The 23,911-nt window shown below is 59.0% G+C and carries 23 protein-coding genes; 7 read left to right on the top strand and 16 right to left on the bottom strand.

All coding sequences use genetic code 11. The features are described from left to right. The first annotated feature begins 486 nt into the window (after positions 1–486). The 3 genes from BLT54_RS21505 to BLT54_RS21495 are packed head-to-tail and all read left to right on the top strand — an operon-like array spanning position 487 to position 5,900. Positions 487–1,071 carry a ribbon-helix-helix domain-containing protein gene (locus BLT54_RS21505; RefSeq protein ID WP_245708097.1) on the top strand — a complete coding sequence of 195 codons (585 nt, stop codon included), beginning with the start codon at positions 487–489 and terminating at the stop codon, positions 1,069–1,071. Continuing rightward, complete coding sequence (locus BLT54_RS22980) at positions 1,058–3,880, top strand: relaxase/mobilization nuclease domain-containing protein (protein WP_083351942.1); 2,823 nt, start codon at positions 1,058–1,060, stop codon at positions 3,878–3,880. Before BLT54_RS21505 ends, BLT54_RS22980 begins: the two co-directional genes overlap by 14 nt. Further along, on the top strand, positions 3,873–5,900 hold the full coding sequence (locus BLT54_RS21495; RefSeq protein WP_074647476.1) for a type IV secretory system conjugative DNA transfer family protein: 2,028 nt from the start codon (positions 3,873–3,875) through the stop codon (positions 5,898–5,900). The genes BLT54_RS22980 and BLT54_RS21495 overlap by 8 nt, the downstream gene beginning before the upstream one ends. Before the next feature lie 53 nt (positions 5,901–5,953). On the opposite strand, the gene BLT54_RS21490 is transcribed toward BLT54_RS21495, so the two are convergent. From BLT54_RS21490 to BLT54_RS21420, 14 genes are all read right to left on the bottom strand, one after another. Further along, on the bottom strand, positions 5,954–7,036 hold the full coding sequence (locus tag BLT54_RS21490) for a TrbL/VirB6 family protein (RefSeq protein WP_074647475.1): 1,083 nt from the start codon (positions 7,034–7,036) through the stop codon (positions 5,954–5,956). Between the two features lie 396 nt (positions 7,037–7,432). Beyond that, positions 7,433–7,642, bottom strand: a complete 210-nt coding sequence (locus BLT54_RS21480) for a hypothetical protein (protein ID WP_074647473.1) — start codon at positions 7,640–7,642, stop codon at positions 7,433–7,435. Next, positions 7,629–8,624 carry an ATPase, T2SS/T4P/T4SS family gene (locus tag BLT54_RS21475; RefSeq protein ID WP_074647472.1) on the bottom strand — a complete coding sequence of 332 codons (996 nt, stop codon included), beginning with the start codon at positions 8,622–8,624 and terminating at the stop codon, positions 7,629–7,631. Before BLT54_RS21475 ends, BLT54_RS21480 begins: the two co-directional genes overlap by 14 nt. Further along, the gene (locus BLT54_RS21470) at positions 8,625–9,938 is read right to left on the bottom strand and encodes a TraB/TrbI/VirB10 family type IV secretion system protein (RefSeq protein WP_074647471.1); all 1,314 of its coding nucleotides are present in this window, start codon (positions 9,936–9,938) and stop codon (positions 8,625–8,627) included. Then, positions 9,935–10,630, bottom strand: coding sequence for a TrbG/VirB9 family P-type conjugative transfer protein (locus BLT54_RS21465; protein WP_074647481.1), 696 nt, complete (start codon positions 10,628–10,630; stop codon positions 9,935–9,937). The genes BLT54_RS21470 and BLT54_RS21465 overlap by 4 nt, the downstream gene beginning before the upstream one ends. A gap of 7 nt (positions 10,631–10,637) precedes the next feature. Continuing rightward, complete coding sequence (locus BLT54_RS21460; protein ID WP_074647470.1) at positions 10,638–11,291, bottom strand: VirB8 family type IV secretion system protein; 654 nt, start codon at positions 11,289–11,291, stop codon at positions 10,638–10,640. 13 nt (positions 11,292–11,304) lie between these two features. Then, on the bottom strand, positions 11,305–12,153 hold the full coding sequence (locus BLT54_RS21455; RefSeq protein ID WP_245708096.1) for a type IV secretion system protein: 849 nt from the start codon (positions 12,151–12,153) through the stop codon (positions 11,305–11,307). Continuing rightward, entirely contained in the window at positions 12,153–13,298 is a 1,146-nt protein-coding gene (locus BLT54_RS21450; RefSeq protein ID WP_083351941.1) for a lytic transglycosylase domain-containing protein, read from the bottom strand. Before BLT54_RS21450 ends, BLT54_RS21455 begins: the two co-directional genes overlap by 1 nt. Next, positions 13,291–13,515: a hypothetical protein gene (locus tag BLT54_RS21445; RefSeq protein ID WP_074647469.1), complete on the bottom strand. Its 225-nt coding sequence runs from the start codon at positions 13,513–13,515 to the stop codon at positions 13,291–13,293. The genes BLT54_RS21450 and BLT54_RS21445 overlap by 8 nt, the downstream gene beginning before the upstream one ends. Then, complete coding sequence (locus tag BLT54_RS21440; RefSeq protein WP_074647468.1) at positions 13,512–15,875, bottom strand: VirB4 family type IV secretion/conjugal transfer ATPase; 2,364 nt, start codon at positions 15,873–15,875, stop codon at positions 13,512–13,514. Before BLT54_RS21440 ends, BLT54_RS21445 begins: the two co-directional genes overlap by 4 nt. Further along, on the bottom strand, positions 15,865–16,143 hold the full coding sequence (locus tag BLT54_RS21435; RefSeq protein ID WP_074647467.1) for a VirB3 family type IV secretion system protein: 279 nt from the start codon (positions 16,141–16,143) through the stop codon (positions 15,865–15,867). Before BLT54_RS21435 ends, BLT54_RS21440 begins: the two co-directional genes overlap by 11 nt. A gap of 12 nt (positions 16,144–16,155) precedes the next feature. Beyond that, entirely contained in the window at positions 16,156–16,446 is a 291-nt protein-coding gene (locus tag BLT54_RS21430) for a TrbC/VirB2 family protein (RefSeq protein ID WP_074647466.1), read from the bottom strand. After that, positions 16,443–17,069 carry a lytic transglycosylase domain-containing protein gene (locus BLT54_RS21425; RefSeq protein ID WP_074647465.1) on the bottom strand — a complete coding sequence of 209 codons (627 nt, stop codon included), beginning with the start codon at positions 17,067–17,069 and terminating at the stop codon, positions 16,443–16,445. The genes BLT54_RS21430 and BLT54_RS21425 overlap by 4 nt, the downstream gene beginning before the upstream one ends. Before the next feature lie 43 nt (positions 17,070–17,112). Beyond that, positions 17,113–17,448, bottom strand: a complete 336-nt coding sequence (locus BLT54_RS21420) for a hypothetical protein (RefSeq protein ID WP_176832949.1) — start codon at positions 17,446–17,448, stop codon at positions 17,113–17,115. 210 nt (positions 17,449–17,658) lie between these two features. Here BLT54_RS21420 and BLT54_RS21415 point away from each other — a divergent pair, with 210 nt between their 5' ends. The 3 genes from BLT54_RS21415 (at position 17,659) to repC (ending at position 20,455) form a co-directional block, all read left to right on the top strand. Continuing rightward, entirely contained in the window at positions 17,659–17,949 is a 291-nt protein-coding gene (locus BLT54_RS21415) for a hypothetical protein (RefSeq protein WP_245708095.1), read from the top strand. Between the two features lie 222 nt (positions 17,950–18,171). After that, positions 18,172–18,945: a hypothetical protein gene (locus tag BLT54_RS21410; protein ID WP_074647463.1), complete on the top strand. Its 774-nt coding sequence runs from the start codon at positions 18,172–18,174 to the stop codon at positions 18,943–18,945. Positions 18,946–19,261: 316 nt separating this feature from the next. Beyond that, positions 19,262–20,455 (top strand): replication initiation protein RepC, encoded by a 1,194-nt coding sequence (gene repC, locus BLT54_RS21405; protein ID WP_074647462.1) that lies wholly within the window; start codon positions 19,262–19,264, stop codon positions 20,453–20,455. Between the two features lie 10 nt (positions 20,456–20,465). Here the strand turns inward: repC and BLT54_RS21400 are convergent, their stop codons facing one another. Continuing rightward, complete coding sequence (locus BLT54_RS21400) at positions 20,466–20,723, bottom strand: hypothetical protein (RefSeq protein ID WP_074647461.1); 258 nt, start codon at positions 20,721–20,723, stop codon at positions 20,466–20,468. A gap of 349 nt (positions 20,724–21,072) precedes the next feature. On the opposite strand from BLT54_RS21400, the gene BLT54_RS21395 reads away from it, so the two are divergent. Then, positions 21,073–21,690, top strand: coding sequence for a recombinase family protein (locus tag BLT54_RS21395; RefSeq protein WP_074647460.1), 618 nt, complete (start codon positions 21,073–21,075; stop codon positions 21,688–21,690). Here the strand turns inward: BLT54_RS21395 and BLT54_RS21390 are convergent. After that, on the bottom strand, positions 21,687–23,911 hold a 2,225-nt coding region (locus BLT54_RS21390), incomplete at its 5' end, for a DEAD/DEAH box helicase family protein (RefSeq protein ID WP_074647459.1). The two genes, BLT54_RS21395 and BLT54_RS21390, sit on opposite strands and share 4 nt — an antisense overlap.

The following is a 23,911-nucleotide window of genomic DNA, read 5'->3' as shown; positions in this document are numbered from 1 at the left end:
TGTCCAGTGTCCAGTGTCCAGTGTCCAGTGTTGCTTGTTGCCTGTGGTGTGATCCGTGTTGCTTGTCGTTTGTCGCGTGGCAACTGTTGCGTGTTGCGTGTTGCGTGTCGCGTGCGGGATGGATGCGATGGAGCCGAACGGGGCAGCGAAGGGCCTCTCTTCCTCATCGCAATCAGACCTTTCGCGGGGACTACCTGCCTCGGTCTGGGGCGGCATGGCGCACAGGAGCGCCGCAGCGGTTCTCTGAGGGCGCTTCCGAGGTTTCTGAGGGGGAAGGGTGCGGAGAGGCGCTTCTGGCGCCTCACAGGGCATTTTTGGAGGGGTGGGCCGGAGCGGCCCAGATCGAACCGGGGTTCGATCACGGCACGGGCGAGCCGTGCCTGATGCGGAATACAGCCGAACTTAACGGCTTCGACACTCGACACAATCCCCGGATTGCATCGAAGCCTATTCGTCTGTATGAAGGTGGCAGGAAATAGGGAATGTATGTTCAGTATGTCGTCGCGCCGCCGTCTGACCCGTGAAGAACGGCTCGCCATCGTCCGCGAGAGCGGAAAAGGCGTTTCCGCAAAGGCGCTTGCGGCGCGTTTCAAAGTGACGGAACGGGCGATCTACTACACGGTTCGCACTGAAAAAGAGCGCCGCCGCGAAAGCAGCATCAGGACGCGCCAGGTCAGCGTAACCGTTACCGAAGAAGAGCTTCGCGCGTTTGATGCCGTCTTGAGCAAGAACGGGATCAACAGCAGATCGGATGGTTTGCGCCGCCTGATCCAGTGTGCGAATGGCGTTTTCATCCCCGATGAACACCTGTCTTCTGAGCTGAGCAGCTTCCGTGCCGCCCTGAATCGTGTGGGCAATAACGTCACCCAGATCGCCAAGCGCATGAACGAGGCGAACAAGAAGGGCCTTCGACCGCCCTTCGGGCCGGGCAGTCTATCGCAGATGCGGAGCCTGGCCGGGTTCGTTCTGGACTTTGCCGATCAGGTTCATTCGCTAGCAGAGCGCCGCCGCAGTCACCTGACATTGACGGTCAATGCCGCCTTGAAGGAGCTGGCAGATGGCGAAGAGTAACGCGGTTGCCGCCGTCACTGGTGAGCTTTTCCAAGAGGGATGGAGCAAGGTTCGAGGCTCTATGCAGGGCCTGGGTCAGAAGCGGCAGCAGATGGCCCGTGCCGGGGCGGGGCATCGAGCGGCCGTTTTCAAGGCAATCCGGTCAGGCGGAACACACACGCGGGGCCAGCTCGTCAATCAGCTTGAGTATCTGACCACCAAGAGTTCGCATATCGTGGACAGCCGTGGCGTTCTCGATGGGAAGCGCCAGTTGAGCGCCGACGAAATCAAGAGCGTGGCAGATCGTTTCACCGAGCGTTGGGACAAGGGTTTCAACCCCAAGATGGGGCACACGACCCATCTGCTTATGTCGTTCCCCGTTGGCACGCGCGGCGCTGATGTTCGAGACATTGCCAGCGACGTTTGCGAGCGGTTCTTCGCCACGGAAGACCGCAATTTCGACTACCTGATCGCGGTGCATGAGGATCGGGCTCACCCTCATGCCCATGTCGTCCTGAACCGGCGGTCCCAGGAGGGTGAGTTCTTCTATCTGGGGCGGGATCACCATTTCAACTACGACGACTTCCGCACGGCGATGGTCGAAGAGGCTGAAAAATATGGTGTTTGTCTCGAAGCAACGCGCCGTTTGGATCGGGGGGTAGTAACATATCAGCCGCGCACAAAGGAGGTTTACGCGGCCAAGGAAGAGGGCAGGGAGCCGGTTGGACGTGTCCGCGTGGGGCGCGATCTGGACCGCGCGCTGGCGGAGATCGCCAGCAATACGAAGGTCTACCGTTCACTGGCCGCCGAGGCGTCGGCCGAGAACCGTGAGGATATTGCAAACGCCTTGTTCCGTGCCGGTGAGATGATGGCACGGGGCGGGCATCTTGAACAGAATGGAGAAGTTTACATGGCCGAGGAACAGTCCTTTGATGATCTGAGAAGCAGCTTTGCCGCACGGATGGAACGCGTTGAGGCGATGGTTGCCAGCACGCCCGAGGCGCAGCGACCCCGAGCGCAAGCGCGTCTCAACGAAATCTATCGGGGGGTTGCCCACATGCAGCCTCTTGGCACCCGTTCGCAAACGCTACTTGATGCGCCTTCGGCCGATGGGGTCTATTCCGAGACCAATGTGAACCGCGATGCCGTCGAGCGGCTGCGCGAGCCCGAGACGAGGGCGCAGATCGAAACGGCCTTGCGTGGCACAGGCATTTCGTCCGAGACGATCATCGCACGGATCGAAACCACAGCGAATAACGCCGCGCTGGAACGCCAATGGCTTTCCGATGATTTGAGCCGCATCGCGGAGACTGACGGGCTCAATCTCGAACGGCGCGAAGATCTTCAACAAGCGGTAGACAAGCTGGACCAGGTGCATGTCCGGCTAGGGACCGCGCTCGAACGGGCTGAGGTTCTGCGCGACGATGGGGTGTTCGAGGACGATCCGGATTATCAAGACTTCCTGCGCGATCAGGCGAACGATGAAGTCTATCGGGAACGTGTCAGCGATGAACTGCGGACCGAGGCCGGCGTAATTCGAGCTGAGAATGAAGGCATTTCCGCGCGAGAGGCTGAAGCCGTGGCCGAGGTCGAGAAGGGGGTTCGTGACAATTTCGACGGGCCAAACAATGACTATGACACGTTCGAGCCTTTGGTGATCGAGCGGGATCGTGCGGCGCAGGGGCGCACGAATGTCAGCACCAACGCGGAGCTGGGCATGGCGTTCACGGCTCTGGCAAAAGAGCGCGTGGCAGGAGGTATGTCGGTTGAAGATCAGCGCCGGGCCGATGCTTTGCTGCGCGACACCGCTGACAGATATGGTGAGCAGATGCGCGACGGGTTGGTGCGCGAGGATACCCGCGAGTTCCGTCCGCATGAGCATGAGGATTTCGAGGGCTACAGTGCTGAAGTAGAGCGGTTCGAGCAGGATCGCTTGCGCGAGTTCGATGATGTGATGCGTTCCTACGAAGTCGAGACCGACAACGAGGGCGGCGTTTCCCATCAGGCCCATATCGAGCAAGCCAGCCTTGATCGCATGAGCAGCCGCATCCGCGACGAGCTTATGTCAGCCGATCAATCGGAGGACTTCGATACGCGCTATGATCGTGTGCAGGCTATGTCCGAGGACGGGCGGATCGAGGCAATGGCGCGGGAGCGGATTGCAAGCGAGCAAGCTGATTATCTCCAAGACAAGCCGGAAATCCTAGCGTCCCCGGACCTGATCTATCGTGACCAGCCCTATCAGGAAACGATTGTCGATCGCGACCTATACGACCGGATCGAGGCGGAGGCCCGCGCCGCCGGAGCTGACGAATCCGCCGATGTGAAGGCGACTGTCGCAGATGACTTCAAGGCCCGGTATCCGGACATGCCCGATCACCTTGCACGTGGTCTGGGTCAAACCTACGCCACGGCAATGACCATTCGGGACAGTGAGCGGGTTTCCGAGGTGGCGGCGCAACGTGAACTGACCAGCATCGGGCGTAGCCCTGAGATCGAGCGTGTCATTGCTCACGAACGCGACGACAAGATCAACCCGACCTTCGCAGACGAGGCCAGTGGCCGCGCCTATCGCGAGGAAATCGAACGCGAGCTGGATGACGAGCGGATCGAGGCTTTGCGCGACGGCGATGCAGACGCCTTGGAGAACGTCATTGATGACCGTCTGGAACGGCTCTACGCCGCGAAAGCCTATCTGCAATCGGATGAAGCGACGGCTAACAGCGAGGCCACCCGCGAGGTCATTTCCGAGATTGCCGATGAAGAATACGATGCGCAGCGCCTGAAGCATGTTCAGAGCCACAGCGAAAAGGGGCAGACGCATGGATAAGGGCAAGATCGCAGTTGGCGTAATCCTCCTGACGCTGGTTTCGGCCGCTGTCGGCTATGTGGTTGCGACCGCCTATCTCACGTTTCGCGACTATGGCCTGTCGGCTGAGATCGACTTCTTCTGGCTCGCGCAGAACTACCTTGATATGCGGATCGTCCGCCCCAACGACTTCGAGAAGGTCAATCTCATCATCGGCGGCTTTGCCTTGGCCGGGATGCTTCTGAGCGCGGTTCTGTCCGGGTCTGCACTCACCCGCTTCGGGCGCACCCATTGGCAGAAGGCCGCTGAAATGGCCCGCAACGGGTTTTTCGGTAAACCCGGCACAGGGTTTATCCTGGGCAAGATGGGCAAGCCGAAGTCGCGCGGAAAGCTCATCACGTCGAAGGTTTTTCCTCACGCATTGATCGTCGCACCGACCGGGCGGGGGAAAACCACGGGCTTCGTTATCCCGAACCTTCTAACCTTCAAAGGGTCCGCCGTGGTCCTGGACGTGAAGGGGGAGAATTTTGAGCATACGGCCCGGCATCGAGCGTCGGAGGGCGACAAGGTTTTCCGCTTTGCTCCGACCGATTGGCACGACCGGCGCAGCCATCGCTACAATCCGCTGCTGAGGATCTTCGAGCTGGACGATCCTGACCGAAAGCAGATGGAGCTTCAGCTTCTCGCCTCGCTTTTCCTGCAAGCTGACAGTGATCGTGTCCAAGGGCTTCTGAAAGGCGGTATCGACCTCTTCGTTGCGGCCGGTCTTCTGGCCTTCGAGCGGAAGCGGCCCACCTTGGGCGAAATCTACCGGATCAGCGCGTCCGGTGGCAACAAGCAGAAAGAGTTCATGAAGCGTCGGGACGAGGTTCGGAACCACGCTGCGAAGCTGATCTTCGAGCGGCTTGCATCGACCAACAACGATACGCTGACCTCCTATGTGTCGCTCTTGATGACCTCGGGCCTCGATCAATGGAGCAACCCGGCGATCGACGCGGCCACCGTTGAATCGGACTTCGATTTCCGGACGATCCGCAAGAAGCCGTTCACCGTCTACCTGGTCGTTGCTCCGAACATGGTCAAGCCGATGGCCCCGCTGATCCGCCTGTTCTTCTCCGACCTGATTTCATCGCTTCAGGACAAGGAGCCGGGCAAGGATGAACCCTGGCCTGTGATGATTATGCTGGACGAGTTCAACCGCCTCGGGAAGATGCCCATCGTGGTCGAGAGCATCGAGACGCTGCGCTCCTACAAGGGGCACTTGGCTATCGTCACGCAAACGATCCCGGCGCTGGACGAGATATATGGCGAGAACACCCGCAGGGCGTTGCAGGGTAACGCCGGTGTGAAGCTCTACCTCACGCCCTCCGATGAAAAGACCGTCGAAGAGCTGAGCAAGGCCGTGGGCAAGACGACCAAGCGCGTGGTCACGCGATCCCGGTCGATTGGTCGGAACCCCTTCGAGGGGCGCAGCATGTCCGAACGCACCGAAGAAACGTCTCTTTTGCCCGAAGATGAGGCGCGGCGGATGCCGCTCGATGACATTGTGATGGTCGTGGACGCGCAAATGCCGATCCGGGCAAAACGCATCCAGTATTACGACGATCCGTTTTTCAAGGCGATCCACGGCGCACAGAAGGGCGAGTTGCCTTTCCCTGCGCGGACCTTGAAAGCCGTCGAGCCAGTGATTGCGGAAGAACCGGAGGACGAGGAGCAGCCGGCGCTGGCGTCTGCGCCGCAGGAGGCGGCCGAGAACCTTTCCGTGAAAGAGGCCAGCGATCAGCCCCATCGAGCAAAGCTAAAAACGTCGAAGCGCAAACGGTCCAAAGCTGTCGCCCAGGCTACGCAGGCGACTCGGGACATGGACGAGCGCCAGCGCGAGTTCGACCTGTCTGTTCAGCAGAGGCTCGATCTGCCCGAGCCGGGCGACGTTTCCGATGCTGACGTGCAGGCGTTGCGTGATGCCGATGCAAAGCTGGCAGAGTTCGAGGCGAGTTTCACGGAAGGGCAGGGAGGCGAACGCGCGACCGCGGCCGAGTAGCGATGCCCTTGCCGACCAACACAAAGTAAAAGGCCCGCTTGCGCGGGCCTTTTTCAATCTCCGAGGCGATCAGCTCGATCTTTCATGCGCTGCATCTTGGCACCCGTTCCGGTCGGTGGTGGGGCGGCCCCGGTCGAACCGCCGTCATTCGCCGGAGGCGATGAGCGCATGGAGGCCATCGCCCTACGAGCCCCTTGATACACGGTCATGCCTGCCCGATCAGCACCGGAGGCCGTGCCTACGCCATAACGGTTCATGGCTTGCTGACTTCCCATCGCAGCTCTGCCGAACGCATAGGTTCCACCCATACCAGCGGTCATTGCAGGCATGACGATGTTGCCCGAGATCGAACGAACGATGAAAGGCGTTGCGATCAGGAACCCTTTCGCCATGAGGATCATCATGAAGAACGGAATCAGCGCGCCAATACTTGAGGCATTTGAAGGATCACCAAGCCGCGAGATCAAGGCTTGGGCAACACCGACGATGGTTGCGAAGACCCCGGCAACCACAATTGGGTAGATCGAGAACGAAATCAGTGCGGACAGCCACCGGGCAAAATAGTCCTTCGTCACATCGAACAGGGTAAGGAAGATCATGACCGGCGCCATCCCGATCAGCAGCGCGATCATCAGACGGGATGCGACCATGATAAAGGCGGCAAGGCCCCCGAGGACCGAAAGAAGAACCACGCCTAGGGTGTCGAGCAGGGCACCAGCCATCCAGTTAAGATTCGATCCGGCCGCGTTGAGATATTCCCCTAGCTCTTCGATTAGATCGTCAAATTCTTCAGCGAACGTGCCGGATGGGCCTGGTTCGCCTCCGCCTACCGATGCCACCAAGGAACCTGCGATGCTGTCGATCCCGTTGAGAATGCCATCAGCAAGATAGTTGAATTGGGCCCAGTTCGTCGCAAAGATGCCAACTAGAGCGATCTTTACGGCGAGCCAAAATGAGGTTCTGGCATCCACGCTTCGCACTTGGAGCGCCATATTGACGAAGACAAGGATCACCAGCAGGATCGAAGAAAGCGTGATTACCGTTCCCACCGTTGCTGCGACCGATCCGAATTGCGTTTCAGCCGCGTCGTCAAGGTAGTCCGAGGCCGTTTCAACAAAGTAGGTAACGATACTCATTTAAGCCTCACCAGTTGCCTTGTGATTCACAGATGGGCATTGCCTCCTGTCGAAGCTCATTCGCTGTTCTGCGGTATTCGGAGGTTCGGTCCAAGATTTCATGCCTGCTCAGACCAGAATAATGCTCGAAGTAGTATGCGGAGGCATCATCCCAAGACGGAAATCTGGTTTCGCAGGAGCATTCGCCGGCCTCTACAACAGCTTGGAGGCTTTGAGCGCGATACATCTCTTGCACGAGGTTCATCTTGTGCGCTTCCCGCACGTCTGCGTTTACGATCCAGTCAGGCCGGGGTGGCCGATCCGGGCAAACTCGCGGCGCACTGTCTAGCGTCGGCACGAATTGCGCGGCGGCAGCCACAGGAGAGGTAGCCAGAATCGCTATGCTGATGGCCTTAATCACGCCGCATCCTCCTCTTCACCTGAAGCACTTTCACGGGTCAAGAAGACATGGATGTTCGACCCGGCACGCCCTTCAGCATTTGCGTGGACCACGGAGACTACCTTGAAGCCTGCCTGACCCCATTCCCTGAGTTTGTCGGGCATGGAGTTCATGCTCTTTGCCGACAGAGGGTCGAAAGTCATCACTTCGTTCTCATAGGTTTTCATTGCTATGGTCCTCGCTTTCGTTGCCTGGCAGGTAAAACTCCGTTATGCCCCGGTCGCCGTTGTGCCGCCCGGCTTGGATAATCACGTCTATCGAGCTTTCGATATACTGTATCATGTCCGCATAGGTCATCGGCACATCCGTCTTCAGGGCGGCGATGGCGAGGCGCTGAACCGCCAGTTGCGGCGTTTCCGCGTGGAGCGTCGTCATCGAGCCGCCATGCCCGGTGTTGATGGCTTCAAGGAAGGTCATGGCCTCGCGCCCGCGAACCTCACCCAAGACGATGCGGTCCGGCCGCATCCGCAGCGTGGAGGTAAGAAGGGTGTCAGCAGATTGCGTCTCCACATCGCGGTTCGCGATCAGGGTCACGACATTCGGTTGGTTCGGCAGCAGCTCGGCCGCTTCTTCGATTGTCACGATGCGCTCATCTTCTCCGACATAGGAGAGGATCTTCCTGGCCGCGACGGTTTTCCCCGTGGACGTTCCGCCGGAGACCACCATGTTCATCTTGTTCTCGACGCAGAATTTGATCGCGGCGTAAATGTCCCCGCTCTTCACGACCTGGCGCAGCTCGCGGTTCCGTTCCTGCCGGACGCCTTCAAGGCTGCGTTCTGCACCATAGAGATACTTCAGCTCGATCTTTTCCAGCGGCAGGGTAGAGAAGAAGCGCAACGAGATCGAATGCCCTGTCTGGACGGCAGGCGGTTGGATCACCTGCGCCCGGATCGGTCGCCCCCGATACTCGATGCTTACGGAAACGATGGGCTTCTCCTTCCCGATCCTAGTATTTGCCCCGGACGCGATCTGGTTGCCCAGATCGCGGATTTCCGTCTGGCTCATGGACGCATCGAGAAGGCGCATGAAGTGATCGCCCTGAAATTCGCCCCAGACCCGGCCATCGGGGTTGATGCAAATCTCGATCACATCATTCCGCATGGCGTCAGGCAGCTTGTCGAGCGATGCTTGGAGGTAGCTGGAAGTCATTCAGAATATCTCCAAGTCCCGATCCACCATGACCGTAATCCGGGCACCTTGATCGACGTAGATCACCGGGCCGAGGGACAGGTAGTCGCTCATCACATCGTCGGTCGCATCTTGGAGGTCATCGCCCACGTCCTCAGCCACATCCGAGGACACATCATCGTCGATCTGGCTGGCGGCTACTGCGGGAACCGCGCCGAGGATCGAGATCAGGGCGGCAGAACCGAAGCGTTCACCGAAGCGCGTATCCACAAAGCCCGTGACGCCCGACCGGCCCAACTCATCGCCACCGAACGAGCTGATGGTGACAGTCTGGTTCGTCGGCAGAATGATCCTGTCCCATGCGACCGTCACACGTTGCTGGCCCACATTGAGGCCCGAGCGATAGCGCCCGATCAGCCGCGAGCCGCGAGGGATCAGGACACGCGACCCGTCATAGGAATGCACGTCCTCCGAGATAATCGCCCGAATTTGGCCCGGTAGAGAGCTGTCCAGCGCCGTTTCGGTGACGGCTTGGATCATCGTGCCCTGAACCACCGTGTTCGATGGGTTGGCGATGACCTCGGCCTGCGTCACCTGCGAAGGCGATGCGCCATTGAGAACGAAATCGGTCACTTCTCCGAGCGTTCTTTCCGACAGGGCGCTTTCATCGCTACCAGCACCGGAGTTGCCAAAGGCGATCATGGGCGAGTTGATCCGGGCTTCCTGAAATGCGGCCGCCTCCGCGCGCCGGCGTTCCAGCTCGGCAAGGCGCGCGTCCTCTTCATTGCCCCCCGGCCGCATCGGGTTTTCTTGATCCAATCGGGCAATCTCAAGTTCGGAACGCAGGCGCTGAAGCTCGCGATCCCGCGCCGCCAGTTCCTCCTGAAATTCCGACCGGGCATCTTCTGAAGCCGCCTGAAGCGCCGCGACCTGTGCCGTCAGAGCTTCGAGCGCGGCCGCGGCCGATCCATCGTCGGCCGGTGCGTTACGGAGTTCCGCAATCTCGGCCTGAAGAGCTTCGAGCTGCGCTCGAAGTGCCGCGTCTCCATCGTTTTCAACTTCCACGACTTCAGGCTCAGGCGGGGCAGGGGGCACGAACGGCTCGATCGCGCCGAAGCCGTCGCCCTCTTCCTGAAACTCGGCCGGGCGCGCGGTAGGCAGCGGGTTTTCCGGTTCATCAGACGGCAGGGCCAGGTATGCGATCAAGCCAATGGCCGCGATGGCGCCGACACCGGCCAACGCCACCTTGGGCGACGGCCGTTCTTTCTTGCGCCCGCTATCGCCTCCGGCTTCGAGCGCGGCCAGGCGCTCTTCAAGATCCTTTTCGTCGCTCATGATCCGGTCCCTCCGGCGCTATTTTCCTGAATGCAGATGACGGTATCGCCAAGGCGCAGAACCCACTGGCGGTTCACCCCTGACACGCGAAGAACGCCGTCCTCGATCTGCTGGCTGTTCACTGTCCGCTCGCGTCCCGCCGAATACTGGAAGATCGCAGGGACCGGGGCGTTCGGAGCAAAGCGGAAATAGGTGAATGTCCCATCGTCCCACACCGCTGTCGGCGTGATTTCCGAGCGCCCCGAGGCGGCATAGTTGTAATTCGGTGCCCTTTGCGCGACAGCATTCGTCGGGCGCGCTCGATCCTGTGGATACCGGAATTGGACAACGTAATAGGTCGGCGAGGACGATTCCGTGACGGTGAAATAGTAGCTGCGCCGATTGGTATAGACCGTGATGTTGGTGCTAACGCCACGAGCCAAAGGCTTGACGGCGAAGGCACGGCCCCCCGGAACGCCATCGAGCTGGAAGCCTTCCGTGTCGCCAGCAAGGATCGAGCGGATGGTTTCGCCTTCACCAAACTCCACACTGGTCACATGGGTCAGGCTGACGCGCAGGCGGTAGACCTGCCCGTCAGCGTAGGTTGCGATCCGAACACGGCTGTCATGGCTGCCCGCCCTCGGGTTGCTCTCCGCGAAGGCCGGAGCAACCGCCAGGGCAAGAGCGACGGACAGAAGGCCGGTTTTGAGCATCTTCATATCAGTTCTCCATTCTGTCCGAGCGAATTGCGTATTCGGTGACGGTGAAGCCGAACGGGTTCGTCCAGACCTCATCAATCTGCCGCCGCTCTTCGGGCCGGAAGTCGAACATCAGCGTGACCGTGAACAGACCAGCTTGGACGCCCTGCTGCGACGTGAGCCGCTTGCGAAGGCGCACTGTGGCCCGGTTGTCCCCGATCCGGTTGATGCTCAGAATTTCAACGTCGAGCCGGGCATCCGGGCCATATACGTTGGGCGGATAGTTCTCGCTTGCGCTGTTCCAGAGCTGGCGCAGCGAGGCAGCGGCGTTGCCGTCCGACATTGCCAGCACCCCGCGAACGCGCAGGTCGTTGTCGAGCTGGTTGTAAGTCTCCCGCTGGGTGACATAGCGGAAGACCGCAGCTTCAATGACCGCCTGGTTCTCGGTGACGCGCACGGCCCCGACAGAAGCATTCGGCAGGGCCATGCCGGTATTGGGATCGTAGGGAACGACAACCGGCGCAGGATCAACATCGAGGACCGCGACCGCCATTCCTCCAAGGCATCCCAACACGCCGAAACCCAAACCGACGAAGGCCAGCTTCTGCCAGAGCTTTTCACGGCGACGGGCACCGTAAATCAGCTCTTCCTCAATGATTTCTTGATCCTTAGCCACTTGCCTGCCTCTCTTAGTCTGCCGAAAGATCGGGCATGGTGAAGTCCATGTAGCGATCTTCTTCCGCCCGATCCGCTGCCTCGATGACGCCGGCCTGCCCCTCGCCCACGGTGCCAACCGCGAGAAGCTGCATGATCGAGACAAGAATGATGCCGTTCTCAGCCACGACGCGCGTGTTGAGGTCGATGCTTTCCTTCAGGGTTTCCATGTCACCCGTCAGGTCCACGAGGCGGTCGATCCGCTCAAGAGATTGCCCGGCTTCGGTGTAGCTGTTTTGCGCGGCGGCCGAGACCATCGCGCCAGTCGTTGCTTGGGTGGCAACACGTTCCGCACCGCCGTTCCCGCTGTTCGCCATTTCCGAAAGCGTGTCTTCATCGAAACCGTGTTCGGCCAGAACGCGCTCCATCTGGGTGCGGATTTGGCTGGAACCGGAGCCCGTCAGGCCGCTCCAATCGCCTTGCTGGATCGCGGCGATGGTGCCAGTAATGTCGCCAAATTCCTGATCGAGCAGCCCGTTCAGCCATTCTTCCATTTCCGTCGAAATGATCTCGGGAAGTTCGGCCAGGCCGGTCAGGGCGGCATAGGTTTCCTGAAGCTGCGCGTATTGCTCTTGCAGCGTCTGAAACTGGTTTTGCAGTTGCAGGAGCTGATCGTTCTGAAGGATTTCATCTTCGATCATCTGCTGAAGCTGGCGGATTTCCTGCGCGATGTTCTGCGTGTCCACGGTAGGAACGCCTTGCGCATAGGCAGCCGGTGCCGTGGTCCCGAGCAGCGAAACGGGCGCGACAGCGAGGCCGAGGCCGAGGAAACCGGCGGTTGCGATTTTGCGGATCACCGCGTTGATGTTCATCGACGGTTTCATCAGTCGAAATCCTCCATATTGAAGTTCATGAATTGCTGTTCACGCTGGCGGTCGGCTGCGAGCGCGATTGACTCGGCGCTTGCCGGGCGTGCCCGAGCGGCAAGGAGCCGGGCCATGATGGCGCTGAGCCGCCCAAACTCGGCACGGGCATAGGTGTTCAGCGCCATAGCCTCCTGCACATCCTCGGTTTCGCTGATCCGCTGGATGATGCTTTGAAGGCGGCGCGCGGCAGCTTCGACCGTCGCCATGCTGTTGTTTGCGTAGAAGCTGGCCCCGGCACCCGTGAAGGAGAGGTTCGAGTTCGCGAGCAGCGCCGGGTCGATGGTGCCAACGGCATCGCCGCCGCCACCACGGGCCAGATACTCGTTGTATTTCGCCGGGATCACCTGAACGTAGTGCTGCGTTTCCTGGAACGGCGGCACTCCGCCATAGTTCTGCACGTTGCCGGGGCCAGCGTTGTAGGCAGCGAGCGCGTGAATGATGTTGCCATCAAACATGGCAAGCATCTGCGCCAGATAGCGGGCGCCCCCTTCAACCTGTAAATACGGGCTGTCGTAGTAGTCGGGATAGATACCGAGATCGCCGGCGGTGCCGGGCATGATCTGGGTCAGGCCAAAAGCCCCGACTGGCGACCGCGCGCCGATGGAAAACCGGCTTTCCTGCCAAATCAGGGCTTGCAGCATGTAGCGCCATTCCCTGACCGAAAACCCCGCTTGGCCGACACCTGAAAGGCCATGCGTTTCTTGCGCGACCTGGATAATCAGCTCTTCGACGTTCTTTGCCGCATCCCCGAACATCTGCGCTGCGCCGGGGTTGCTGTCTTCAGGGTCATAGACCACATCGGCCGACGCTTCGGGGTCTGCCCCATCTTCCAATGCGGAAACCATGCCCGGAATGCCTTGGCCGCCGAGGCTGGTTTGGGCGTCGAGAATCTGTTGCAGAATGGAGAGCTGTTCTTGCTCGATAGCCGCAATCTCTTCCTGCACCGCGAGCGTTTCGCGTTGTGTGGCGAGATCGCTTTCCCGATGGGCGTTAGACGCCTCGTTTCTGATAATCAGGCTACCGTCCACCGTGGGGACACCCTGCGCGATCGCGCTGGTTCCCCACAGGAAGGCAATGGCCGTCAGTGCAGCCGTCTTACCCATCGCTAAGGCCCTCCGGGCCGCCGATCGCGGTAAAGGTGCAGGGTGCGGATTTGGTCGAAATCCGGGCCTGCGACTGCGGTTCACTGGTCGGAAGGAAGGCCATGCTGTGACTGCTGCGCGTCACCGTGTCGAAACAATTCGCTTCAGACGGCCGATACTCGGCACAGCCAGCGACACCGAGAGCGGTCAGCATAATCAGGATTGCAGTAGGTTTCATTCGACCCTCCAAAAATCTTCACGCTGGCGGTAATCGGCACCCACCAACTGTTCACCTTTTTCCATCCCGCCGAGGACGGTTAGGAGCGGCCCGAGGGCGCTCAAATCTGCATTGATGACGACCGATCCCTGGTCATCCCGAACCAGCCCCATGCGGGACGCCGGGCTGGACGTGAGCAGCACGTCCAGTTCCTTGTCGTGAAGGTTCAGCATCGCGTAGTCCGATGCCTTGGCCCGGATGTTCGGCAGAAGGATTTGCGTCGGCACCGCTTCAACGATTGTTTTGCCGGTGCGGGTCTGTTCGAGCTGACTGGCATACTGCGTCATCATCACGACGACCGCATTTTGCTTCCGGGCCGTCACGAGCCAGTTCGAGAGGCGTTCAGCGAAATAGCCGTTGTCGAGAGCTTTCCACGCCTCATCAATGACAATGATGGTCGGCTTGCGGTCCTCAATAACCCGCTCCACGCGGCGGAAGAGGTAGGACAGCACAGCCATCCGCTCTTTCTCGCTTTCGCTGTCCAGAATGCCTGTCAGATCGAAGCCGACAACTTCGCCGTCGAGCGAGAACGTATCTTCACGGTTCTGGCCGAAAATCCAGCCATACCGGCCCTCGGCAGTCCATTCTTGCAGGCGCTCATGAAGATCTCCGCCATCATCGGCCGAGATAAAGAGCGAGGCCAGATCGTGCCAGTTGCGCAGGTTCGCATCGCTGGCCGTCGCGTTCTGCCGAACCACCTGCTGAATAAGGTTCGTCTGCGCGGGGGTCAGCGGCTTGTCCGAACGATGGATCAGCGAGGCCAGCCAGTCGGAGAGCCATGCCTGACCGCGTTCGTCAATCTCGGTCCAGAGCGGGTTGAGCCCCGTCGCGTCACCGGCTTTGATCGAGGAATAGCGGCCACCGTTTGCGCGCACCGCCATTTCCATGCCCAAGCGATAGTCGAACACGAAAAGACGTGCCCCGGCTCGCCGGGCCTGCGTCATCAGGAATGCCGAGAGAACCGACTTCCCCGAGCCAGGACGCCCAAGGATCAGCGTGTGACCGCCGGTCGGCTCTTTATCCGGGGAGCCTTGTTCATGGTAATTGAACGAGAAGGCCGAGCGTTCCGGCGTGGGGAACATGGTGATGACCTTGCCCCACGGCACCTGGTCCGCTGTCTTACCGAGCGGCGTCCGATGGAACGCGGCGAAGTCCGCGAAATTCCGGTTCGTCACCGCCCCTTTTCGGCTCCGCGCGTGGCCGTTGCCGGGGTGTTGCGCAAAGAAATGGGTGGCGCTGGCGAAGCCTTCGGCAATCAGGTTCACACCTTCGGTCGAAGCCGTGTTCTTGATCTCGCCGCCGATATTTGCCAGCTTTTCCTCGCTGTCCGCAAACACGGCCACCGACATATGGTGATCGCCAAAGCTCAGACGCTTCGATTCAAGATCATCGAGCGCGGTCGGCAGCTCTTCGAGCAGCGACACGGCGCCATCGTTGGCCGATGCCCGCAAGCGCATCTGCCGCTTGATCCGCCCTGCCATCCAGTTGCTGTTGATGGGGGTGAAGCTGTGCGTCACGATCATATCGACCGGCAGGCTCAGCTCATCGAACATCGTGCAATGCGTCTTCTCGGGATAGTCCTTCACCGCGAAGATCGAGCCGATGCGCGGGCCGGTTGCCCCATCGGACAGAAAGAACTTGTCGCCTTTGAAGGTGACGCGCGTGTTCGCCACATTTTCGGCAACGATTGTCGTGCGGGCACCGCGATACAGCGGCAGCTCTTGGCCGGTGTTCAATGCGCCCAAGAAGCCAAGAAGCTCACCCGAAGGCTCATTGAGCAGCCGGGGGTTCATGTCTGCGAAGGACGACATAAGGAAGCGAACAACCTCCTGAAGCCTGCCCATCCGCTTTTCCGTTTGCGCCCGCAGCAGCTCGGCCGACTTGGCCGCGCGCAGCGGCAGCTTAGAGCCGACAGCCGGGCGGTTCATGACGGTAAGCGTCAGCGTCTTGTCCCGCAAATGGCGCTGTCCGAGAGCCTGCCGCCAGCGACGATCCACAGCCGCGGCGAAGCTATCGCCTTCGACCGGAACAAGATCGGGCGTGATCGCTTTTGAAACTTTGTGGACATAGAACGAGCATTCCGGCCCGATCCGCGCGACCACGGACGCAAAGAGCGCCCGTGTGCGGTCCAGATATTCGTCGTCGGTGGTGTTGCTATTCACCCCGTCCAGACGGATGCACTGAAATAGTTCATTGCCCCGCGTCCGCACGGTCTTGTCGTCAACGAGGCTGATATAGGGCAGCATCGAAGCGAGCTTCACTTCACGCCCGAACCAGCCAGGCAGCAGCGAACGGGGGTCATAATTCGTATCACGGGGCATAGCTGTCTCCGCCGTGGATTTTGCGATTGAGGGTCGGGCGCGTGACCTGCAAGGCCGTCACCACCACGTCGAGGAAATTTTCGTCCCAATCCGCCGCCTTCCACAGCAGGGGATAGGCAGCCGCCGCGATAGCCGCGACTGCCCAATGCTGAAGCCAGACGAAGATCAGAACAGACCCGAAAAGCCAGACCATCGCATACATGATCGGCAGCCCGAGAAGTTTGGGAGGCCGCACAAGGCCAAGGAAAAGACGAGACTGTTCCGCCATCGTGCCAGCTCCTTACGAAGACCAGATTGCGGAAACGATGGTCGGCGCGGCAGCGATACCCGCAATTGCCACCACAACCCACATGGCCTGACGGAAATCGAGAATGCCGAAGAGCCACGACAGGAAGACACCGATCAGCGCCAGCGTGCCGATCACAATCCCAAGGGGGCCGGTGATCGCGTCCACGATGCCCTGAAGCACATCCTGGACTGGCGATAGGTCGATGCTTTGCGCCAGAGCGGGTTCTGCCAGCATCAGCAGAACCCCGCAGAGCGCGACGAAGACGTTAAGATTAGGCTTCATGAATGTTCTCCTTCGAGCCTGTTGAAAACTGCCAGCACGCGGCTGACGTGGTTTTGCGTCTCCCGATAGGGTGGGATGCCGCCATGCCGCTCCACCGCCTCGGGGCCCGCGTTGTAGGCGGCCAAAGCAAGTCGAGCGTCCCCAAAGCGGGCCAGCATCATCAGGAGATACCGAGCAGACCCGTCGAGGTTCTGTTGCCAGTCGTGGGGATCGACGCCGAGATTGGCCGCCGTCGCTGGCATGAGCTGCCCCAAGCCGATCGCGCCAACATGGCTTCGGGCGCTCGGGTTGTAGGCACTCTCAATTTCAATGTTCGCTTGATAGAGCAGCCGCCATTCGGTCACGCTGATGTTCGCGCGGCGCAGAGCCGGGTGGCTAGCGTAGCGAAGGGCGGTCTGGTCGATGGCATTCAGGATCGCGGGCCGGGGTGCTACGGCGCGAGGCGCCACAGCAGCCACCCGGAACGAACCGTCCCCTTCCTCGGCTGCATCCCGGTCACGGCCGAACAGCGTCAGCTCGTCGGAGGCCGATCCTTGGCCGACACCATCATTGTAATTCCGGGCGAAGTTGGTTTGCGGGGTGGAGGGTCGAAGCGATCCATCGCCCTCCATCACCAGCACCATGCCCTGAGCCAGAGCAACGGTGCAGGACAGCGCCAGAGCGGCGCTAGTCGTCGTCAGATAGCGTGTTGCCGTTCGGCAGAACGTGGAGGGCGCGCCCCCCTTTTCGCAGCGGGATGTGAATCGGATCGAAGCCAAACCCTTCGAGGAAGGAGATGAGGCCGTTCGCGGTCTTGAAGAGCCGCAATTGGATTTCCTCTTCCTGCTTGTTCCATCGGCGTCCCGGCACAAGCAGCTTCTCAACCGTTCTGTCTTCGGTGACAGCCCGGATGAACCACTCCCCATACCAGACTGCATTTTTTCGGAACGCTGGGGTTTTACATACAACCTCAGCTTGATACCCCTGCTGCAAGAGGACCCTGAATTGCGTCTCTGTAACCACATTAGGCGCTTCTTTGTTTAGGTCTGTCCTCACGATCGGCGCTTTCCCTTCTGGTTAACGGACCGTGAACCCTTCTCGGGCACCTCAGTCCTACGACATTATAAGATGGGGCGCAACATTGTAATGTTGCGCCTCGCAGAAAGTTCTGCTCTAAGGCACCAATACACATCACCAACCAAATTCCCAAGTGATCTAAAGGGACAGCGCAGGATGCCGACAACGCAGCTACCGGCCTACATGCTTATAATGTCGTCTATTTTTTCGGCTTCCGGGGTGCAAGCAAATACCTGCTTTCCCCCTGAGCGGCCCTTCGTTCCCGCAGAAATCGAGTCCGCAAGGGAGTATCGCGAGCTGATCTATGACGACTTCCAGATCTACTTCGAGGACTTCAGCGCCTACCTGCAATGTCTCGATCAAGAGCGGGCGCGGGCCTTCCAGGAAGGGCAGGAGGTCAGCGAGGAATACCGCCGCTTCTTCGATCAAGTGGTCTCCGACGACTGATACCTCCATAGTTGAGCGGGTTTCCGCTAATAGCCGGGGATACCCTTGTGGTCGAACCGGCCTGATGACCGCCTGCGACGAGCTGCGGCGAACCGCCCTTGCCCCCGCCTGCAAGATGATTTTCAACCGGAATATGTTGCCAATCGGCCTGCATTCGCCTTATCACAAGATTATAAGGGTGAGCCCGTTCTTATAGCGCCGCCATTCATCGAAGGAGATACCATGTTGAAGCTGCTCCGCACAACCGCACTGGCCTGCGCCGTCGCGGCGTCCAGCTTTGTCGCGGCCCCGGAGCGGGCGCAAGCACAAAGCTACCAGATCGACTGCGCCATTCTGCTCTGCCTTTCGGGCGGCTGGCCAGCCTCCGTGCCTTGTGCTCGCGCCCGCGCAGAGTTCATTCGCAGGATCACACCCTGGCCGGTCGAGCCTCCCCTGCAAATCTGGCGCTGTCCGATGGGCGCGTCCTTCAACGTCGATCCGTCCGAGCTGAACCGGACCCGCATCTTCGACATTCTCATGCAGGACAGCGCCGCCGCGCCGCTGCAATCCCTTCCAAGCGCACCACTCACGGACGACGCGCTTGAGCCGCAGCCCGCCGTTCTTCGCCAGAGCGGCGGGACTGCCCGGCCGTTGCCTGATGGCTTTGCCCTGCATTTCGTGCAGGAAGGGGAATACAGCGACGACAACGGCACGGCCGACATCGACATCAGCGGTTCCGAGTTCGACTTCGTTCGCTCGATCCGCGTCTTCAACGTGACCTACGCCCGCCAGCATTCCGGCCGTGACGATTGTAACCGCATGGCAAGCGTGCGCATGGGGTCTTACGGCACCCAAGGCGACTTCCATTGGCGGGGATCATCCGTTGGTGCGCTGCCCGAGGCCCATACGGGAATGGAACGCTTTGGCGAAGACTGCCCGAGCATCTGGCACCGCTCCGTCTTCGTGGAGTGGCGCGATTATCAGGGCAACTATGGCTTCGAGCAGGTCAACTACTAAGCGTAGTGCCGGGTAGGTCAGGTCAATACTATAATTGCGACAGGCATCTAAAGAGAGTATGCCTGTCGTGAACGATCATAAGAATCGAACAGGCAAGGAGAGCAGACACCCCAAAAAGCAAACCCCCCGCAAGGCGGCAACCAAGCGAGGGGGGGTCTAAGAACCTAGGAATTGGCGTTCCGAACGGTCCAACACAAGCTGTTTTCAGGACTGGTTCTACCACCCTCCCGACAACCAAACAAGCATAAAACGCACCTGTGCGAGCAGGAGAACTTTGCCTTGCCGCCTTGTCCAACGAGCAGAAAAGGACAAGGAAATGAACCACTCACCACAAGTCACGTTGCCGCAGGGCATGACCCGACGCGACGTGATCGCCGTCATCAGCGAGATCGGACCCGACCTTAACCTGAGCGGTGCGGCCATCTTCGTGCTGACCAAGCTTATCGGCAGCACGAGTGAAAAGGACTGGACCGAGCCCGGTGCCGATCCGACCTTCTACGGCACCCAGGAAACGATGGCCGAGCGCCTTCACATGACCGCCCGGCAGCTCCGCAGCCATGAGCGGAATTTTGAACGCAAAAACATCCTGAAGCGGGACACCAAGGCGAACGGTGCCCGCGAAGCCGGAACCGGGCGGGGCCTGCTTTTCACCCCGCTCAAAGCCTGCTTTGCCGACCTGTTGGCCCTACGCGACCAGAAGCGCGCCGTGACCAAGCGCGTCAAGGAGCTGAAGAGCCTTCGCAGCGTTCGCTTGCGCCGGATGAAGGAAGCAATCGCGCGGCTGGCCCCCGAAGCACTGGAAGAAGAGGCCGTCGCCTCGGTCCTCGTCCGGTTCGATGCCTGGCCGCGCTCCGACCGGCTTCATTCCCTCGGCCTCGACCGTCTGGAAGCCCATGTCGAAGACGCCGCCAAGCTGTGCATGGAACTCGAAGAGATCATTGAAAACCTACCTGATTCTTCCTGTGAACCGGCAGAAACCTTCCGGTCCTTTATACAAGAGGACAATCAGCAGAATCCTTCTGTATCCTGTAACGCCAGCGTGGATGAACGGAGCGCGGGCAAGCCCGCGCACTCTGGATTCCTTAGATCGGGGCCTTCCGGCCCCGATATTTGCAGAGAAAACGAGTGTGAAGCGGATAGCGGCGTTATCAACCCCAAACTTGAGGCGCTTTTTGAACCGGAGCAGCTTTTCAAGCTCGCATCGCCCGACTTCCAAATGACCCTTCAGGCAAGATCCAGTCAGATCACGAAGGAAGCGATGATCGACGCCGCCCACGACATGCTTTCACCCCTCGGGATCAACTATTCCGCTTGGCGATCCGCGTGCGGCGAACTCGGCCGCCTCGGCGCCACCCTTTGCGTCCTGGTCCTCGATGCGAACCGCGACCACCCGCAAACCCCGGTGCGCAACGCCGGCGGGGCGCTGCGCGGTATGATCCGGGCGCACAAACGCGGCAATCTCAACCTCATCGGCAGCGTGATCGGCTTGCAGCGCCGGCGAGGATACTAGGATGCAGCGGTTAACCGTTCCGTTGTTCCGACCGCGCCGGATTGCAACTATACATACCAAGCTCTGCACCATCATTGCCATGCGCGAGGACCGTGCCGGCGATCGTCGCCCCCGCCGGTTCGAGAGCTTGCATTTCGACCTCGGCGCTGACGCCCTGGAACGTGCGCAGCGCCGCCAGCTCGCACGCCTCAACATCGTCAAACTCGGCCGTGATGACCTCCGAGCCAGACTGCATGTTGAACAGAACCAATATCAGGATGATTTTCATGTGAGACCCTTTCTACGAGAGAGGGCCGGTCCCTCGCGGTCCCGACCCTCTTGGAGAACAGCGCATGACGCTTTCACCTTCCGCGACCATCGGCATCCCTGCCTGTATCGCATCCCTTCAATATCATAATCATGGACTCAGGACAATAACATTGCGCGGAATCCCGCCCTTTCATCTTCCCTGAAATATCCTCGGGGGAGCGCCGTCAGGCGCGGGGGCAGACAGCCCCCATGTCCACAAAGGAACGATTTACGACAGGCCGCAAACCAGTGTCCAAAATACAGCCTTTACACTTTAGGTCACGCCTTGTATTTTGCGGCACCGATTTTGAACACTTTTGGGAGTGAAAATGCCGGATCTGGGCGATGCTGTCATAGGCGACACCGCAGTGCGAACATTTGCCTATGCTCGTGTGTCGACCGTAGGCCAGAGCGTCGATGCACAGCTTCAGGAGATCAAATCCGCCGGCTTTCGATTGCCAGATTATCGTCTCGTGTCCGAAACTGTTTCGGGAAGCGTCGCAGCAATGCAGCGGCCACAGTTTAAACGCCTCGTTGATCGACTCGAACCGGGTGACATTCTCGTTGTGACAAAACTCGATCGTCTTGGCAGGGACGCCATCGACGTTTCTACAACGGTAGCCGATCTTGCTGATATTCCGGTTCGGGTCTACTGCCTAGCCCTTGGTGGCACTGACCTAACCAGTTCGTCGGGGCAACTCACTATGAACGTCCTGAATGCTGTCGCGCAGTTTGAGCGAGACCTTCTTCGCGAACGCACCCACGCCGGGCTGGAAGCCGCGAAGGCAAAGGGTAAACGACTAGGGCGTCCACCTGTGTTATCACCTGAATCCGAAACTCAGGCAAAAGAAGCCATAGCCGTGGGTGAACCCATCGCGGCAATCGCGCGGCGGTTTAAGGTTAGCCGCGCAACCATATCTAGACTTCGTGATGCAGCAACCGCCTAGAGTGAAAGCGCCACGTCTACCGCTTCGCGCTCTGTTTCACAGTGGGTCGGATGCAATCGACCATTCTTCCAGGACCAAACCGTATACCCATTCTTTGAGCGTTTGTGGACAGTTCCACCAGAAATATCGACATGACCTTCGGAGACAAGACGAAGGATCACACGCTTACCGGTTTCGGCGCCATCAATCTCGAACAACTTTGACGCCGCGGCTTCGACCAAAAGATGATCGCCCTTTGTGTCGATGACTATAACAGCTTTGTCCACCCAAACGAGAAAGTCGGGCCAGTACGCCTGCCCTTCATGTAACAGAGGTAGCGAATATCCACTCCCAACGGGGTTTCTGGCCCAAACCCGCTGTGTTCGATCAAGCGCCCGCGCGAACTTAATTTCAAGGGAGTTCAAACCGGAATACTTGCTATGAAGCGCACGTTTAAACTCTTCCGACGCGGTGGGATCTATTGCGATTGGGCCTACCGAATATGGACGATCGACGTCATTTTGAAATATGACGGAATGCTGAATGTAGGCTGAAACCACTTCCCGAGCTTTCTGCCTGATATGTTCTGCGGCAGGGCTACTTAGCTCGATCATCGCATCGAACTTTGGATTCTCAATATCAACTAGGTTTACTGGGCCACCTGCTCGGCGGAGCCCACCAGGGTAGCTCCTCTGGATTTCGCGCCTAAACACAGACCGAGCTGATACGCGGTTACTATGCTCCACCTCGATCCACTCGAATTGAGAGTCGGAGTCCTCACCAACTTTTTGCAGGACCTGCATTCGGCTGCCTTGACCTACAGTGTTGCTGTCACCCCCCCGAAAATCCATGATACCATCGACAATGCGGGCTATAGGCGGCTGTGCCCGACTGCTTTCAATCCCTACAGTGGGAATGGTTCGCGGCGGGTCTGCCTCGATACGGTCACGCCTGCCGCGAGAATTTTCGTCCTTAACAACAAGGGCTATAGACGGATGTTCCGCTGCCAGATCCTTACGCAGATCGTGCAGAATATCGTCGAAGACCCCCTTCTCATCTGTCCGGATATGAAAGTGTGCAGTGTTCAGTATTGGGTCTGAGTAGTGGGTTGCGCCAGGTTGTCGTAGGACACGGCCAACGACTTGCGTGATTTGCCGAGCGGACGCCATTTCTTTGTCGATGTAAGCGAAACCCACAGCAGGATCATCCCACCCTTCTTGAAGGCTAAGATTGAAAATAATGTGTTCGAATTTCTCAGAGATAAATCGAGAATAATCCTTCTCTCCGCCGTCAAATAGTCGCATATCCGTCGGCTTCGGATAGTCTTTCGAAAACTTGAGCTGGCTGTATACAGCTATTTTTTCAGGTTTGATCTTTGCTACTTCGACAAGGTGTCGCCAGACAAGAATTGGTCTCGCTTGGCGTTCTCGGAAGGGACGCTTCATATCTTCCGCGATGGACATGCCGTCTACTGTATTGGTTGTGCAGACATAAATAGCCTTGGGTGTGAAGGGAAGTTTGAGATCTGACGCGATCCTTTGAGCAGTGCTCATGTCATTTAGAAGATTGTCTATCGCCGGTTCCATGGGCGTTACGTAGCCGTCGATGGAAATACGTTCCTTAACGAGCCCAGACTGCACAACTTCTCGGCTTGAAACAGCCGTCGAGAAGTCTTCGTCCGTCCAAGCTTTATCGTTCCTCAAACGGTTCATGACGTTCGTGAGCTTGGGTGGTAACGTCAAGGTCGCACTTGCAACAATGAGTGCATCTGGGGCAAGTTCAAGAAGCCTTTCAGATTGTAGGTCTGAAAGATTATGACCCTCATCGTAGATGATAACCAGCGGGCGTCGCAGCCCCTTCGAGGTCTGTCTCTTTTTCAATTGGTCCCAAAGAGATTCTTCAGCAAGATCGAGCTGGGCTCTATAAATTTTTCTGTCTTCACTTGCGGTGTCTTCAACCGCAAATTTACCAACCGTTGCAACAAGAAGAAGCGGGGTCTCTTCTCTTGTCAAATGATCCGGAGCGACCTCCAAGAGCGGCATCACAGTAAAGCCAGATAGGTTATCTGCATACTTCCCACTGGAAAGGTTTTCAAACGTTTGAGAGACGACCACCCGGCCTTTGGATATCCACAAAACGATCGGGGCTATTGGCATTCCGTCGCGAATCTGAGAGATGGCATCTGCCAACATCAGCGTCTTCCCGCTACCTGTGATGGAGACAAGTGTTTGTAAAAACGGGA

The sequence above is a fragment of the Celeribacter baekdonensis genome, assembly GCF_900102315.1.
Lineage (GTDB): Bacteria > Pseudomonadota > Alphaproteobacteria > Rhodobacterales > Rhodobacteraceae > Celeribacter > Celeribacter baekdonensis.
The sequence above is the reverse complement of the archived record's forward strand: the minus strand, read 5'-3'. Positions and strand labels throughout refer to the sequence as shown.